Origin of the sequence: Ochrobactrum sp. CGA5 (genome assembly GCF_006345815.1) — a bacterium.
Classification (GTDB): domain Bacteria; phylum Pseudomonadota; class Alphaproteobacteria; order Rhizobiales; family Rhizobiaceae; genus Brucella.
On sequence record NZ_VCIG01000038.1, the window covers coordinates 639,395 to 654,811 of the forward strand.

Consider the following 15,417-nt stretch of genomic DNA (forward strand, 5'->3'; position numbering starts at 1 on the left):
TTAGGTTTTTAGAACGCATCCTGATCGCAAGGTTGAGCCGGACGCGACAATCAGATAGATATTCCGTATTCCCATCGCGCAAGAGAAGCTAATGTCTGCTGCCAACTCCAAACCTATCATCGTCTTTGATCTCGACGGAACCCTTGTCGATACAGCGCCGGACCTTCTCGACAGTCTTAATCACTGCCTTGCAATATCGGGCCTGAAAACCGCCGATCGTGAATCGTTGCGGAGATTCGTAGGGCAAGGCGGTCGCGTGATGATCGAGCGTGCATTCGCCGCACAGCAAAAGCAGGCCAGCGAAGCGCAGCTCGACAGTCTGGTCGAAGAATTCCGTGAGCATTATGCCCACAATATGCCGGGGCATTCATCTTTCTTCCCAGGTGTTCGGGAGGCAATGGACCGCTTCGCGGCAAGCGGCTTCGAGTTGGCCGTTTGCACGAACAAATTCGAGGCTTTATCGGTAAAACTCTTGACCTCCATGGGTGAAGCCGGACGATTTGCTGCAATCTGCGGAGCCGATACATTTGCTTATCGCAAACCTGATCCGCGTCATCTCATTGAAACCATCGCACGTGCCGGCGGCAATCGCGAACGGGCCATCATGGTCGGGGATAGCCGGACAGATATCGATACGGCAAAAGCGGCCGGCATTCCTGTTGTTGCCGTAGACTTTGGATATACGGACCTTCCTGTACAGCATTACGATCCAAGCCGCATAATTTCACATTTTGACGAATTGACTCTCGAAATGGCCGGAGAACTAATCGATGCGGTCACCGATCTCGTGTAAAGGGAGAGCGGCAGATGATTAGGCAGCGTTTTCTTGTAGTTGGTTTAGCTTATTCAGCCATCATATCTACAGCGCTTGCAGATGGCGGATCACCCGGCCTGCCTGGGGTACAACCGCAAAAACCTATCGTGGCCGCCTCGCCACCTGCTCCCGAACTCGATCAGAAGCCCGATGGCAACTGGAAGAGTTTTCGCGTCGGCAATACCGATGTGACAATCTCAGGCAGTATCTCCGTTGACGTCGGCACCAGGAACATCAAGACATCCGGTCGCTAACTGCGACGAGAGCGTAGCAACGTTGAGAAAACAACGGGCAATTGCGCAGGCAGATCTTCCGCGATAAGTCCGGGACCGAAGCGGCGCGCGGCATCCGCATGCATCCAAACCGAAGCACAGGCAGCAGCGAATGCCGGCATCCCCTGTGCGAGCAGACCGCAGACAATGCCTGTCAAGACATCACCTGATCCTGCGGTTGCAAGCAGGGGCGTGCCGTTGGCATTGACAACAGCCACGCCGCCAGGTTCGGCGATCACGGTATCGGGACCCTTATATATAATGACTGCATTAGCGCGCCTCGCAGCCTCACGGGCCTTTTCAATTTTCGAAGCAGAGTTGTTTGCAATATCTGGAAACAGTCTGCGAAACTCCCCTATATGCGGCGTCAATACGAGTGCTGTCTTGACCCCTTGGCGCTTATCGAAAAGCTCGGTTGGATTTTGTTCAAAAGCCGTAATGCCGTCGGCATCCAGAACCAGGCCGTGAAATTCCTCTATTTCGCCGCCTGCAAGATACAAGGCGTGATCGCGCGCGAGTAGCGGGTTACCGTACCCTGGACCTAGAACTGCTGCGGCGACTTTCCGCTCAGTACAAAATTGACGAATGTCTCTCAAACCACGTGTTTCACGAAGCATGATACTGGTGAGATGCGCGGCGTTAACCGTCATCGCATCGGGCGGAGACAGAAGCGTTACCGCACCTGCTCCACTACGGGCCGCTGCGAGCGCTGACAAGCGTGCAGCACCGGTTGAATGAGCACCGCCCGAGAAAACCGCCGCATGACCGCGACTATACTTATAAGAATTGACGTCTGGCACCGGCAGGGTACTTTCCCAAAGCGCCGGAGCATTCTCGAAGACATGCGGTTCAATCCCGGTGAGTATGTGATCAGGGATACCGATATCTGCGACATGGAGAACACCGCAATGTGCCCTTCCCGGTTGCAAGAGATGGCCCGGCTTCTTACGATAGAATGTAACTGTCGCACGTGCGCGGATCGCCGTTCCAAGGATATCGCCGCTTTCACCACATATGCCGCTTGGCAAGTCAACGGCCACAACTGGTACATCGGACGCATTCACTGCGTCAATCGCGATAGCTTCTGCACCATGAATGTTCCGAGCCAACCCCGCGCCGAATAGAGCATCAATTACGCCGCCGAAACTCGCGACCGAAAACTCGCCAAGATTGGACACGGACCCTTTATAGAAAAGTGATGCACGCATAGCATCCGAACCTTTTCGAGGGGGAGCCGATGCGAAACACACAACTTCCAAACCTGCTTCCAGCAGAAACTGCGCCGCAACGTAACCATCGCCGCCGTTATTGCCCGGTCCGCATAGAACAGCGACAGGTGCGTTGTGCTGAAGCATCCGTTGCGCGACTTCCGCAACTGCACGACCTGCGGCGAGCATCAGCGAAAATCCATCCTTGATACCAGTCTCTATGGTCTGGCGATCTGCTCTTGCCATTTCCTGCGGGGTCAGCAACTCGTACATCGCGTACCTTTTCAATAAGGCTTGTCGATTTGATTAAATACGCGGCACGGCACTTTATGCAAGCCTGCCCTCTTTTGATGCAGGGTGACTAATTTTTAGACAGGATAACATGGGCGATAATGCCTATTTCACCTCGGTCGTCAGAGTCCCGCTTGCACAAGCGTTATGAATAGTGCCACTCTGCTTCCAGATGAAGGAAGTTGAAGAAAATTTTGACACCCACTTCAAACTGGCACACTTCATGCTTCTCTATAAACGAAGCGGGCACAATGCCCATTTCCGAAGAAGAGCGGAGACCATTCTCTGATGAAAAAGATCGAAGCTATCATTAAGCCCTTTAAGCTGGATGAAGTGAAGGAAGCCCTTCAGGAAGTCGGTTTGCAGGGTATCACTGTCATCGAAGCCAAGGGCTTTGGACGACAGAAAGGTCATACCGAGCTTTACCGCGGCGCCGAGTATGTCGTCGACTTTCTTCCCAAGGTGAAAGTTGAAGTCATCGTTGCAGACGAAACCGTGGACGGTGCCATCGATGCCATCCGCAAGGCTGCCCAGACGGGTCGTATCGGCGACGGCAAGATTTTCGTCTCTAACATCGAAGAAGTTATCCGCATCCGTACCGGCGAATCCGGCGTGGATGCCATCTGATAATACCCGCATACAACCCATCGTCGTGCAAACAGGGAATTAAAATGACGACTGCCAACGATATTCTCAAACAAATCAAAGACAACGACGTCAAGTTCGTCGACCTTCGTTTCACAGATCCGAAGGGCAAGCTGCAGCACGTTACGATGGACGTCGGCCTCGTTGACGAAGACATGTTTGTCGACGGTGTAATGTTCGACGGCTCTTCAATCGCTGGCTGGAAAGCCATCAACGAATCCGACATGGTTCTGATGCCGGACCCGACGACTGCGCATATCGATCCGTTCTTCGCTCAGTCAACTCTCGTCATTCTGTGCGATATTCTTGACCCGATCTCCGGTGAACCTTATGGACGTGATCCGCGCACGACCGCAAAGAAGGCCGAAGCCTACATGAAGTCACTCGGTATCGGCGACACCGTCTATGTCGGCCCGGAAGCGGAGTTCTTTGTCTTCGACGACGTGAAGTACAAGGCCGATCCATATAACACAGGCTTCAAGCTCGACTCGACCGAACTGCCGTCGAATGACGATACCGAATATGAGACCGGCAACCTCGGCCACCGTCCACGCGTTAAGGGTGGCTACTTCCCAGTTCCGCCAATCGACAGCGCACAGGATATGCGCTCGGAAATGCTCACTGTCCTGACCGAAATGGGCGTCACGGTTGAAAAGCATCACCATGAAGTGGCTTCCGCGCAGCACGAACTCGGCGTGAAATTTGACACACTGGTCCGCAACGCCGATAAGATGCAGATTTACAAGTATGTCGTGCATCAGGTTGCCAATGCCTACGGCAAGACCGCAACCTTCATGCCAAAGCCAATTTTCGGTGACAACGGTTCTGGCATGCATGTCCACTTCTCGATCTGGAAAGAAGGCAAGCCTACTTTTGCCGGCAACGAATATGCCGGCTTGTCGGAAAACTGCCTCTATTTTATCGGCGGCGTGATCAAACATGCCAAGGCAGTGAATGCATTCACCAACCCGTCAACCAACTCATACAAGCGTTTGGTGCCGGGTTACGAGGCTCCAGTCCTTCTCGCTTACTCGGCCCGAAACCGCTCGGCTTCCTGCCGTATCCCGTTCGGCAATTCACCAAAATCCAAGCGTCTGGAAGTTCGCTTCCCTGACCCGGCGGCCAACCCGTATCTGTGCTTTGCTGCGCTGCTGATGGCTGGTCTTGACGGTATCAAGAACAAGATTCATCCGGGTCAAGCCATGGACAAGGACCTCTATGATCTACCAGCCAAGGAACTGAAGAAGATCCCGACCGTGTGCGGCTCGCTGCGTGAGGCTCTGCAGTCACTCGATAAGGACCGCGAGTTCCTGAAGGCCGGTGGTGTGTTCGACGATGATCAGATCGACAGCTTCATTGAGCTCAAGATGGCCGAAGTGATGCGTTACGAAACGACACCGCATCCGGTCGAGTACGACATGTATTATTCGGTCTAAGGAAAATGGCGCGGACGCTAATCCGTCCGCGCACTTTCTTTTGCTGTCACCGAGGGGAACGACGCGCAACATCTTATGATTGCGCGCGCCAAATGAAACCCCAGCATTGCCGGGGTTTCATTATTATTCCAATACGATAGTTCTGATACTTAAAGTGCTTCAAGCACGCGTGCCGCCATCATCATCTCGATTTCGCGCTTCTTTCTTCGCTCGGCGGCTTCCGCATCTGCACCCCAATGTTCGATGGTCCAATCCTCATCAAGGTGAGCAAGTTTCCAGCCTTTTTCAACTGTAACTTCACCCTTAGCGATAGCAAGCGCAATGATCGCCGACCCTGTGAGCGTCGTCATAGTATGCAACGACGCCAGCGCAATTGGATTTTTGAAACCAGCTAGATGAACGCCGAATGCGGCTATCGCTTCTCGTGGCTGCTCGATGTGCATTACACCTTCCGCAAGCGAAAACCGCGCACCAAGGTTTTCCATCCAGTCGATTAGCGGGTCCCATTGCTGAGTCTGTCGAGAAACAAGTTCCTGCGGACTATCAGCACGATAGCAAAGCATATCCGTACCTGCGAAACGCAGAATATCCTCGAAAACCGCTTGTGGGTCCTGCGCAATTCCGTCAATCGCTGTATTCACCAGACGGGTTGCGGGCATCTTTCCCGGATCGATGACCTTCTCCTGAGCAGTGAATTCATCCGCAACGATCTGAGCTGCTGTCGCGGTCGGCAGTAACAGTAGATTGCGCGCCGGCGTCTTGACCGGGCGACCATCCAGATAGACGGCAAAGCCACCTTCGACTTCCGCGACTTCCGCTTTTCCGTAGAAACGTTTGGGCAGCTGCGCAAGCATCTGCTTTTGAGCTCGTACGATAGGATTCTCATCGGAAAGCAGCTTTCCCGCTTCAAGATCACTCAAAATATCACGCATAGACTTGTCCAGTTCAGTATCGCTGATTGGTGGAAGGTTCAAAAACTAGAGAACCTGTTCGTCCATACCTTGCAGCAATGCATGGAGATCGGAAGGCGCCTCCAGAATGTGATGGGCACCAGCTTCTATCAGCCCCTCCCGGTTATGATAACCCCAGGAAACGCCCGCCGCCATAGCACCGGCTGACCGAGCCATCTGCATATCATAAACGGCATCGCCAATAACAATCGTCCGGCTCGGTTCTATCCCCATTTCCGAGCAGGATTCGAGCACCATGGCCGGATGCGGCTTCGACGGACAGTCGTCGGCGGTACGCATCACCACAAAATGATGCCCGATACCATGGCGTTCGAAAACAGAGCGCACACCGCGCTGGGACTTTCCGGTCACGATGCCAAGCAGAAGGTCGTCCCTCGCCCCAAGATCGGTCAGAAGCGACAGAATTCCGTCGTAGAGCGGCTCTGCAAAATCAGGGGCCTGTCGCAACATCACAAAATTTTCTTTGTAGCGTTGCGTTAGCCAATGCACCTGCTCATCCGGTTCGCGCTTCAAAAGTTTCGCTATAGCGAGATGCAGCGACAATCCGATGATCGAATGTGTTTCCTCAATAGCGGGTGATTCCAGACCAGCGTCAGCGAAACTGGTTGCCATGCACCTGTGAATGAAATCACCACTGTCGACCAGCGTACCGTCGCAATCGAAGAGTACAAGTTTCATCGGGCGTTGGAGACCTTTGCCGGCTTGTTGATGATCATCAGTCCGCAACCGATCAGCGCGAGAGCTGCGAAGATTTTCCAGCTCAGGGGCTCACTCAGGATGAGACCGCTCAATAACACGCCAAAAGCAGGCGTAAGGAAGGCGAAATTCGAAAGTTTCGACGCAGGATACCGGCGTACCATCCAGAACCAGAGTGGATAGGTAAAAGCCACGACGAATATAGATTGAAAGAGGAAGGCAGATATGGACAGTACATCTGGACTGCGAAGCAATGGACCGCTCAACGCAATGAATGGCAGAGGCACTAGAGCAGCGACTACCAGTTGATAGAGAAGCGTCTTTTCTGGAGCGGTATAGGCAAGCCGCGTTCGCTTGATGACCAGCGTAGTCAGTCCCCACAATATACCCGACACCAGCGCAAGCATATCGCCGTAGATCGCATGTGGTCCAGGTCGACTGGCATGATCCGAAAAGACGAGAAAAACGCCCATAAACGCGATGCACATCCCAATGAATGCGCGAATGGACATTCGCTCCCCCAAAAGGAAGTGACTGCCGATAGCGACCCAGAACGGCATCACGTTCATCATCAGTGTGACACGCCCCACGCTCGTCAGTTCCATCGCCAGAAAAATCAGAACGAACTCTGTTCCGAATAGAAGACCAGCGGCAATCCCGGCCCATAGCGTGCCATCACGTTTGAAAAGCGGGATGTGACGCCAATAACACCAGAGAAAAACGCATATGCCGCCGAGCGCAGCGCGCCCCGCAGCCATCAGCATGGGATTGAACCCTCGATTGCCTATCTTTATGGCAACCTGATTGAGTCCCCAGCTGAACATGATGAACATGACCAGCATAATGGCCAGCCCATCGAACGAAACTCGCCCTGTGGACGATCCCCCCGCTTCGCCTGACATTTTTAATGTTCCGCACTTTCCTCGTCAAAACCAAGCAAGTTCCAAGACTGAACCATATGCGGCGGCAATGGCGCAGTCACATCGATAATGCCGCCCGACGGGTTCGGAATGCGAATACGGCGCGCATGAAGATGCAACCGCTTTTGTATCCCACCGGGAAACTCCCAATTCTGGTCAGCTTCAAAATATTTGGGATCACCGATAATGGGATGGCCAATATAGGCCGCATGGACGCGCAACTGGTGGGTTCTGCCAGTATAAGGTTCCATCTCGAGCCAGGTCAGGTTATTCCCTGCTTTCTCAATAATGCGATAGTACGAGACAGCATGATCGGAATCCGGCTCGCCGTGCTGACAGACCCGCATCTTGTCGCCATCCGGCGTCTGTTCCCTGACCAGCCATGTGGAAATCTTGTCCTCGCGCTTGCGAGGAACACCTTTGACCAAAGCCCAATAGGTCTTCTTGGTGTCCCGCTCACGGAAGGCGGCGGTCAACGCCTGTGCTGCGCCACGCGTGCGCGCAACAACCAGCACACCCGATGTGTCGCGGTCGATACGATGCACGAGACGCGGCTTTTCGCCCTTCTTGTTGCGCCATGCCTCCAGCATACCGTCAACATGTCTCGATACGCCTGAGCCGCCCTGCACGGCAAGGCCCGCAGGCTTGTTGAATACGTATACCTTCGGGTCTTCGTAGAGAAGCATCTGTGAAAGCACGTCGCCGTCCTGCTGGCTACGGATTGTACGCGCCGTAACCGGTCCGGCGGCCTTTTCGTCGACGCCAAGAGGTGGAACACGAATTGTCTGCCCGGCTTGTACGCGCGTATCCGCTTTGGCCCTCGAGCCGTCGATACGAACCTGCCCTGACCGCAGAAGTTTCTGCAGATGGCCGAAACCCAGCCCCGGAAAATGCACCTTGAACCAGCGATCGAGCCGCATGCCCGCCTCGCCTGTATCCACAATCTTCTGTTCAACGCCTGCCATGGGAAAACCCGATCAACTCTTATTGTTACGGTGCGTACGCGCGCGCCGATCATTTAGTCCTGTCAATAGACGCGAGTTTCTAGGATTGCTAGGCAGAATTCCCAAGAAACTGCAATTTGGCCGCATTTACTGAATTCATTTCAGCTTTCTCGAAAGAATGCAGTTCCGACTGCCGAGTCTTCACACTCGGTTACACACGTTCTTAATTTATGGTCGATCTTGACACCCAATCGCCACTTCTTGCCGCCATCAGATATTGATAGAACAAAGGGGCTGTACCATTTAGTCCCGTGAAATAGAACGAGCGGGAGTGCCAAAGTGTCATTGCTCAAAATCTACTGGCGAGCCATGGAATACCTTGCGGTCGAAAAGACTGCAACGATCACCATGTGTGTCGCTAGCGTCCTGGTTGCCTTGGTTACCCTTGCCGAGCCAATTCTGTTTGGTCGGGTCATTCAGGCTATCTCTGACAAGGGGGATATTTTCTCGCCTCTTGCGATGTGGGCTGCGCTCGGTGGTTTTAACATCGTTGCCGCAGTCTTTGTGGCACGCGGAGCTGATCGTCTCGCGCATCGTCGCCGTCTGGGCGTGATGATCGATTCCTATGAGCGTCTGATCACGATGCCGCTTTCGTGGCACCAGAAGCGCGGCACATCCAACGCACTCCACACACTGATCCGTGCAACGGACTCGCTTTTTACGCTTTGGCTCGAATTCATGCGCCAGCATCTTACGACAATCGTCGCTTTGGCGACCCTTATCCCGGTTGCCATGAACATGGATATGCGCATGTCGCTGGTGCTTATTGTTCTTGGCATCATCTATGTGATGATCGGCCAACTTGTGATGCGTAAGACCAAGGACGGTCAGACGGCTGTCGAAAAGCACCACCACAAGCTGTTTGAACATGTCAGCGACACGATCAGCAATGTCTCAGTCGTGCAGAGCTACAATCGTATCGCTTCGGAAACACAGTCCCTGCGCGACTATGCCAAAAACCTTGAGAAGGCGCAGTTCCCTGTCCTTAACTGGTGGGCGCTCGCCAATGGCCTGAACCGCATGGCATCGACCTTCTCGATGGTGGTTGTTCTCGTGCTCGGTGCTTACTTCGTTACCAAAGGCCAGATGCGCGTTGGTGATGTGATTGCTTTTATCGGCTTTGCGCAGCTGATGATCGGTCGTCTTGATCAGATTAGTGCCTTCATCAATCAGACGGTTACGGCACGTGCCAAGCTTGAAGAATTCTTTCAAATGGAAGACGCCACAGCAGACCGCCAGGAACCGCAAGGCGTTTCAGACCTTACTGACGTTAAGGGCGATATCGTTTTTGACAATGTGACTTTCGAATTCCCGAATTCCGGCCAAGGAGTCTACGACGTGTCCTTCGAAATCAAGCCGGGACAAACGGTCGCTATCGTTGGTCCAACTGGTGCGGGCAAGACCACGCTCATCAATCTGTTGCAGCGCGTCTTCGATCCCGCAGCTGGTCGCATAACAATCGATGGCACTGATACGCGTACCGTCAGCCGTCGCTCGTTGCGCGATGCCATTGCAACCGTCTTTCAGGATGCTGGTCTGTTCAATCGTTCGGTTGTGGAGAATATTCGTGTGGGGCGTGAAAGTGCCACGCACGAGGAAGTGCACGCCGCAGCACGTGCAGCGGCAGCCCATGACTTTATTCTGGCCAAGAGCGATGGCTATGATACGGTTGTGGGGGAACGCGGCTCCCAGCTTTCAGGCGGCGAACGCCAGCGCCTCGCAATCGCACGAGCAATTCTGAAAGATTCACCTATCCTCGTTCTCGATGAAGCGACAAGTGCTCTTGATGTCGAAACTGAAGAGAAGGTGAAGCAGGCCGTTGACGACCTCAGCCACGACCGCACGACCTTCATCATCGCGCATCGTCTTTCGACGGTTCGTTCAGCCGATCTGGTCCTTTTCATGGATAAGGGTCATTTGGTCGAGAGCGGCAGCTTCGATGAACTGGCCGCACGTGGTGGTCGCTTTACCGACCTTTTGCGTGCAGGCGGTCTCAAGCTGGAAGACAAGGCAACCAAAATTGTCGAGGGCAGCAATGTGATGCCCTTCCCGGCCAAGGGTGCCATTGGTTAAACCACAGAACTTTAAAATGAAAAAACCGCGATGATCTCATCGCGGTTTTTTTTCATTGCAAGCTCGAAGCTTAAAGCGGAATCTCAAATCTGAGCCCATCGTATCCGGGCTCGACATTATCCGGGGTCTCACGCAGGACAGTCTCATAATCGAGCGGGACATGCATATGCGTGAGAATGGCACGCCTCGGCGTCAGCTTCTCGATCCATTCGAGCGCTTCGCCAAGCGAAAAATGGCTTGGATGCGGACGATATTGCAGTGCGTCGATGATGAGTACTTCAGCCTCACCCAAATGTTTGAGGCTTTGTTCAGGAAATGCACTAACGTCCGTGCAGTATACAACGGTTCCAATGCGAAAGCCGAGCGATTCAATATCGCCGTGTACTTGGCTAAACGGCTCGAAACGGATCGGGCCGCCCGCTCCTGTTATGACGAACGGCGTCTCGGGAGCTATATCGTGAATACTGAGGATCGGTGGATAATTAGATCCGACAGGTGTTTCAAAACAATAGCCGAATGCCTCGAAAAGCCGGTTACGCGTCAGCCGATTGGCATAGACATCCATAAGGCGACGGTTTTCAACGACATATGTGCGAAGATCATCGATGCCGTGAATATGGTCTGCATGCGGATGGGTATAGACGGCCGCATCAAGGCTGTGTGCGCCTGCATCGATCATCTGCGCACGGAAATCCGGCCCAGTATCGATCACGACCGTCGTGCCTTTACCAGCATCATCAAATCGTTCAACCAGAAGCGATGCGCGACGGCGACGGTTTTTCGGGTTCTTCGGATCGCAACTGCCCCAATCACCATTGATGCGCGGCACGCCGGGAGACGACCCGCAGCCAAGAACCGTGAAACGCAGACAATTTCGGGGAGAAGCCACGCTCAAACTTCCTCTGAAGAAGGGCGAGGCATTTTGGAAAACAGCCTGAACACGTTGTCGCTCGTGATACGCGCGACTTCATCATTGCTCACGCCAATCGTCTCGGCAAGCATGGCAGCGGTATGCTGCACGAAAGACGGCTCATTACGCTTACCGCGATGTGGTAACGGAGCAAGAAATGGCGCATCAGTCTCAACCAACAGGCGGTCACGCGGAACGATGGTCGCTATTTCGCGGATTTCCGGCGAGTTCTTGAAAGTCAGAATGCCGGAAAAAGAAATATACCCGCCCAGCTCAATGCCTTTTTCAGCCAATGCTCGCCCGGAGGAAAAGCAATGGAGAATGAAAGGGAAAGCGCCCTTCGCGGTTTCCTGTTCCAGAATTTTCGCCATATCGTCATCTGCGCTACGCGCATGAATGACAAGCGGTAGTTGCGTCCGACGCGCGGCTTCAATGTGAACCAGAAAACCCCGGCGCTGTGCTTCCGGAGGGGCATAGTCGTAGTGATAATCGAGACCCGCCTCGCCTATGGCAACAACCTTCGGATGCTCCGAGAGACGCACGAGATCGTCAGCCGTAATGTCCAGTTCTTCATGCGCGTTATTGGGATGAGTACCAACAGAGCAATAGACGGAGTCATAGGCGTCCGCGATGGCGCGGATCGTATCGAATTTGCGCACCCGCGTGGAGATCGTCACCATACGCTTTATCCCGGCGTCAAGCGCGCGCTGCACAACAGCATCGCGCTCGGGCTCGAAATCGGCAAAGTCAAGGTGACAATGGCTATCGACAAGCATCATTGAACTCAGTTCTGCTCTTCCGTTTCCACATAGCGTGGGAAAACCGGCTGTGGAGCTGGCAGATTGGTGCCGCCGACGAGCTGGCTTGCCGTTACGTCAGTGAACTGGCGCTTCCCGGCAGGGATAGCCAGAATATCGAGCAACTTTTCTGCCGATTGCGGGATAAAAGGCTGCACCATGATGCCAACACGGCGAATGACTTCAGCCGTCACGTAGAGCACAGTGCCCATGCGCGCCGGATCGGTCTTGCGCAACGCCCAAGGTTCCTGCCCTGCGAAATAGCGATTGGCTTCCGCGACAACGCCGAAGATCGCGGCGAGCGCGAGATGAAGCGCCTGGTCGTCCATAGCCTTACGCGCCATTTCGAGCGCCGCGTCGGCCTGATCAAGAATGGCTTTATCTGCGTCGGCGAATTCACCCGGAACCGGAACCTTGCCCTCACAGTTTTTGGCGATCATCGACAGGGAACGTTGCGCCAGATTACCGAGATCGTTTGCCAGGTCAGCGTTCGTACGGTTGACGATAGCGTCATGGCTATAGCTGCCGTCCTGACCGAATGGCACTTCACGCATTAGGAAGTAACGAAGCTGATCCAGTCCGTAACGCTCAACCAGACCGAACGGATCAATCACGTTGCCGAGGGACTTCGACATTTTCTCGCCGCGATTGAACAGGAAGCCATGTGCGAAAACCCGCTTCGGTAACGGTATACCAGCCGACATCAGGAATGCGGGCCAATAAACAGCGTGAAAGCGGGAAATATCCTTGCCGATGATATGTGCATCGGCAGGCCAATAGCGCCATTTCATGTCCGAAGTGTCGGGATAGCCGAGAGCCGTAATATAGTTGGTTAGAGCGTCGACCCAGACATACATGACATGCTTTTCATCGCCAGGCACCGGAATGCCCCAGTCGAAGGTCGTGCGCGAAATCGACAGATCCTTCAGACCAGACTTGACGAAGCTTACAATCTCGTTGCGGCGCTCCGCAGGCATGACAAAGCCCGGATTCTTCTCGTAAAGATCGAGCAGTTTGTCCTGATAAGCTGAGAGACGAAAGAAATAACTTTCCTCCTCAACCCATTCGACGGGCGTCCCCTGCGGGCCGTAGCGAACGTTGTCCTCGCGAACTTCCGTTTCCTCTTCGCCGTAATAGGCTTCGTCACGCACGGAGTACCAACCGGCATATCCACTCTTGTAGATATCACCATTATCAGCCATCGCTTTCCAGATAGCCTGACTAGCCTTGTAATGACGCTCTTCCGATGTTCGAATGTAGTCGTCATGCGAGCTGTTCAGCACATCGGCCATCTGCCTGAACGCAGTGGTATTGCGGTCTGCAAGCTCACGCGGCGTGATGCCTTCTTTGCGCGCGCTCTGCAACATCTTGATACCATGTTCGTCCGTGCCGGTCAGAAAGAAAACATCCCTGCCGTTCAGGCGCTGAAAACGCGCCATTGCATCGGTCGCGATTAATTCATACGCATGACCGATGTGCGGCTTTCCGTTCGGATAAGCAATCGCGGTTGTGATGTAATATTTTTCGCGGCTCATTATGGACCCGGTCTTTCGAAGTTTGAAAGTGCGCCTGGGTGATTTGCAGACACACCAAGAGACAAATTATCAGCGGTGACATAACGCAAGTCAGCGGTCATGTCACGCAAGCGAGGGTACACCGGAATAAAAAGCGCGATGCGTTTTCTGCAAGAGAATTACAACAGCTTGCCGACGGTCGAGATTATAGGTTTCGGCATCGACGGCTTCGCGCACGAGATCGGTCCAGAATCGCGACCAGCGGTCCGCATCACGCAGTTTTCCTGCCTCCGCAAGACGACGAGCTTCGGCTGCAACGCGGCCCAGCAGATGGTCTCGGAACAGCTCATACTGAACCTCCGCCTCGCGACCATTCAATATCCCACCAAGCGCCTGTGCTTTCGGCAAATCGAAATTTTGTCCTTCAAGAAGGGAATCGACTGTGTCGGCGATTTCGATGCCGCCATTAGCGACCAGCAAAAGTGCCTTACGCACGCTGCCTTCCGATCGCTGAAACAGCGTTTTCGTTATGGCATCAGCATCCATTCCAATACAAGGGCCGACATGCGCCAAGGCATCGGTCAATGCACTTTCGTCGAGCGGTTTGAAGCTGATGCTCTGGCAGCGTGAGCGGATTGTCGGGAGCAAGCGACCTGCGGAATGTGAAATCAGGATAAAGAGCGCTCGTGCAGGAGGCTCCTCCAGAGTTTTCAGGAGTGCATTGGCAGCGTTGCGGTTCATATCGTCGGCAGGGTCGACAATTACGATACGCCAAGCGTGGTCTGATGCCGTTCTGGTCAAAAAATGCGTGACGCGGCGGATTTCCTCTACCGGAATACCCGTTTTGAACTTCCCGGTTTTCTGATCAAATGGACGATTGATATGCAAAACAGCGGGATGCATGCCGCCAGCTATCTGCCGCCATAACGGCTTGGCAAAATCCGGTGCAGTAATATGTTCCGGTGCATCGTCATTATTTCCATGCGCCAGCATATGACCTGCTAAGTGAAACGCGAGCGTTGCCTTACCGATTCCCTGTACACCTTCAAAAAGCAGCGCATGATGCATACGGCCTTCGCGATAAGTCTGCGCCAGAAAGTCAGAGATCTCCTGGTGGCCGGCAACATAGTCGCTCGCAGATGGTGCAGGCACACCTTCTATAGAATCATAAGCTTTAGGGACATCGAGTTCCTCAATCACAACAGCCCCCTTTCTCTCAGAACATTATCGACTTCTTTTGCGATATCGTCCGCAATCGCGTCTTGCGGGCGGTCAGCGTCGATTATCTTGCAGCGATCGGGTTCCGCTTCAGCAATTGCGAGAAAAGCCTGTCGTCGCGCCTCATGTACCGCAATATCTTCCTTCTCAAACCGATCCGCATTTTCACTGCCACGCCTTTTGCCGGCACGAAACAACCCCTTCTCTGCGGAAATATCAAGAATGATTGTAATGTCCGGCATAGTACCGTCGATGGCAATGCGCTCCACCGCCGCCATATAGGTGTTGTCTAGATTTCCAGTAACGCCCTGATATGCACGACTTGAGTCGATGAAACGGTCACAAAGAACCACCCGTCCTTCATTCAGAGCCGGGCGGATAAGCTGGTCCACATGGTCTGCTCTTGCAGCAGCAAACAGCAGTGCCTCCATTGCTGGACCATAGTTCTCCGCATTGCCGCTCAATATGACGTGGCGAATTGCTTCCGCACCAGGAGAGCCGCCCGGTTCTCGCGTGATGACTGGATCAAAGCCGCTTACCCGCAGGCGCTTGGCCAACAACGCAATCTGCGTTGATTTTCCCGCTCCTTCGCCGCCTTCGAATGTGATGAACAATCCCGACAAACCAACTTCCAAACATTTGAATCGA

Annotated in this window: 15 protein-coding genes; 5 read left to right on the forward strand and 10 right to left on the reverse strand. The window is 53.7% G+C overall.

Going from position 1 to position 15,417, the window contains the following annotated elements:
* The first annotated feature begins 91 nt into the window (after positions 1-91).
* Both FJQ48_RS16160 and FJQ48_RS16165 read left to right on the forward strand, forming a co-directional pair.
* Positions 92-793, forward strand: a complete 702-nt coding sequence (locus FJQ48_RS16160) for an HAD family hydrolase (protein WP_139975971.1) — start codon at positions 92-94, stop codon at positions 791-793.
* A gap of 14 nt (positions 794-807) precedes the next feature.
* Positions 808-1,068, forward strand: coding sequence for a hypothetical protein (locus tag FJQ48_RS16165; protein WP_139975972.1), 261 nt, complete (start codon positions 808-810; stop codon positions 1,066-1,068).
* Here FJQ48_RS16165 and FJQ48_RS16170 read toward each other — a convergent pair.
* On the reverse strand, positions 1,065-2,567 hold the full coding sequence (locus FJQ48_RS16170; protein WP_139975973.1) for an NAD(P)H-hydrate dehydratase: 1,503 nt from the start codon (positions 2,565-2,567) through the stop codon (positions 1,065-1,067). The genes FJQ48_RS16165 and FJQ48_RS16170 overlap by 4 nt on opposite strands.
* Positions 2,568-2,873: 306 nt before the next feature.
* Between FJQ48_RS16170 and FJQ48_RS16175 the strand changes: the two genes are divergently transcribed.
* Positions 2,874-3,212, forward strand: coding sequence for a P-II family nitrogen regulator (locus FJQ48_RS16175; RefSeq protein WP_139975974.1), 339 nt, complete (start codon positions 2,874-2,876; stop codon positions 3,210-3,212).
* Positions 3,213-3,256: 44 nt separating this feature from the next.
* Positions 3,257-4,666 carry a type I glutamate--ammonia ligase gene (gene glnA / locus FJQ48_RS16180; RefSeq protein ID WP_139975975.1) on the forward strand — a complete coding sequence of 470 codons (1,410 nt, stop codon included), beginning with the start codon at positions 3,257-3,259 and terminating at the stop codon, positions 4,664-4,666.
* A gap of 149 nt (positions 4,667-4,815) precedes the next feature.
* On the opposite strand, the gene FJQ48_RS16185 is transcribed toward glnA, so the two are convergent.
* The 4 genes from FJQ48_RS16185 to FJQ48_RS16200 are packed head-to-tail and all read right to left on the reverse strand — an operon-like array spanning position 4,816 to position 8,218.
* A complete protein-coding gene (locus FJQ48_RS16185; protein WP_139975976.1) occupies positions 4,816-5,598 on the reverse strand; it encodes an ATP12 family chaperone protein in 783 nt (260 codons plus the stop codon).
* Between the two features lie 45 nt (positions 5,599-5,643).
* Positions 5,644-6,315, reverse strand: a complete 672-nt coding sequence (locus FJQ48_RS16190; protein WP_139975977.1) for an HAD-IA family hydrolase — start codon at positions 6,313-6,315, stop codon at positions 5,644-5,646.
* Positions 6,312-7,235 (reverse strand): DMT family transporter, encoded by a 924-nt coding sequence (locus FJQ48_RS16195; protein WP_139975978.1) that lies wholly within the window; start codon positions 7,233-7,235, stop codon positions 6,312-6,314. The genes FJQ48_RS16190 and FJQ48_RS16195 overlap by 4 nt, the downstream gene beginning before the upstream one ends.
* Positions 7,236-7,237: 2 nt before the next feature.
* Positions 7,238-8,218 (reverse strand): RluA family pseudouridine synthase, encoded by a 981-nt coding sequence (locus tag FJQ48_RS16200; RefSeq protein WP_139975979.1) that lies wholly within the window; start codon positions 8,216-8,218, stop codon positions 7,238-7,240.
* Positions 8,219-8,536: 318 nt separating this feature from the next.
* Between FJQ48_RS16200 and FJQ48_RS16205 the strand changes: the two genes are divergently transcribed.
* Positions 8,537-10,330 (forward strand): glucan ABC transporter ATP-binding protein/ permease, encoded by a 1,794-nt coding sequence (locus FJQ48_RS16205; protein WP_139975980.1) that lies wholly within the window; start codon positions 8,537-8,539, stop codon positions 10,328-10,330.
* 70 nt (positions 10,331-10,400) lie between these two features.
* Here FJQ48_RS16205 and FJQ48_RS16210 read toward each other — a convergent pair whose 3' ends face one another.
* The 5 genes from FJQ48_RS16210 to tmk all read right to left on the reverse strand — a co-directional run bounded on the left by FJQ48_RS16210 (position 10,401) and on the right by tmk (position 15,392).
* Positions 10,401-11,219 (reverse strand): MBL fold metallo-hydrolase, encoded by an 819-nt coding sequence (locus FJQ48_RS16210; protein WP_139975981.1) that lies wholly within the window; start codon positions 11,217-11,219, stop codon positions 10,401-10,403.
* 2 nt (positions 11,220-11,221) lie between these two features.
* Entirely contained in the window at positions 11,222-12,016 is a 795-nt protein-coding gene (locus FJQ48_RS16215) for a TatD family hydrolase (protein WP_139976328.1), read from the reverse strand.
* 8 nt (positions 12,017-12,024) lie between these two features.
* Positions 12,025-13,572 (reverse strand): methionine--tRNA ligase, encoded by a 1,548-nt coding sequence (gene metG / locus FJQ48_RS16220; RefSeq protein WP_139975982.1) that lies wholly within the window; start codon positions 13,570-13,572, stop codon positions 12,025-12,027.
* 102 nt (positions 13,573-13,674) lie between these two features.
* The gene (locus tag FJQ48_RS16225) at positions 13,675-14,751 is read right to left on the reverse strand and encodes a DNA polymerase III subunit delta' (RefSeq protein WP_139975983.1); all 1,077 of its coding nucleotides are present in this window, start codon (positions 14,749-14,751) and stop codon (positions 13,675-13,677) included.
* The gene (gene tmk, locus FJQ48_RS16230; RefSeq protein WP_139975984.1) at positions 14,748-15,392 is read right to left on the reverse strand and encodes a dTMP kinase; all 645 of its coding nucleotides are present in this window, start codon (positions 15,390-15,392) and stop codon (positions 14,748-14,750) included. The genes FJQ48_RS16225 and tmk overlap by 4 nt, the downstream gene beginning before the upstream one ends.
* Between the last annotated feature and the right edge of the window lie 25 nt (positions 15,393-15,417).

Bases quoted from the DNA above. Each gene is read 5' to 3' on its own strand.
- metG (WP_139975982.1), bottom strand. From the start codon at position 13,572: ATGAGCCGCGAAAAATATTACATCACAACCGCGATTGCTTATCCGAAC.
- FJQ48_RS16160 (WP_139975971.1), top strand. From the start codon at position 92: ATGTCTGCTGCCAACTCCAAACCTATCATCGTCTTTGATCTCGACGGA.
- FJQ48_RS16185 (WP_139975976.1), bottom strand. From the start codon at position 5,598: ATGCGTGATATTTTGAGTGATCTTGAAGCGGGAAAGCTGCTTTCCGAT.
- FJQ48_RS16175 (WP_139975974.1), top strand. From the start codon at position 2,874: ATGAAAAAGATCGAAGCTATCATTAAGCCCTTTAAGCTGGATGAAGTG.
- glnA (WP_139975975.1), top strand. From the start codon at position 3,257: ATGACGACTGCCAACGATATTCTCAAACAAATCAAAGACAACGACGTC.
- FJQ48_RS16215 (WP_139976328.1), bottom strand. From the start codon at position 12,016: ATGCTTGTCGATAGCCATTGTCACCTTGACTTTGCCGATTTCGAGCCC.
- FJQ48_RS16195 (WP_139975978.1), bottom strand. From the start codon at position 7,235: ATGTCAGGCGAAGCGGGGGGATCGTCCACAGGGCGAGTTTCGTTCGAT.
- FJQ48_RS16165 (WP_139975972.1), top strand. From the start codon at position 808: ATGATTAGGCAGCGTTTTCTTGTAGTTGGTTTAGCTTATTCAGCCATC.
- FJQ48_RS16170 (WP_139975973.1), bottom strand. From the start codon at position 2,567: ATGTACGAGTTGCTGACCCCGCAGGAAATGGCAAGAGCAGATCGCCAG.
- FJQ48_RS16190 (WP_139975977.1), bottom strand. From the start codon at position 6,315: ATGAAACTTGTACTCTTCGATTGCGACGGTACGCTGGTCGACAGTGGT.
- FJQ48_RS16200 (WP_139975979.1), bottom strand. From the start codon at position 8,218: ATGGCAGGCGTTGAACAGAAGATTGTGGATACAGGCGAGGCGGGCATG.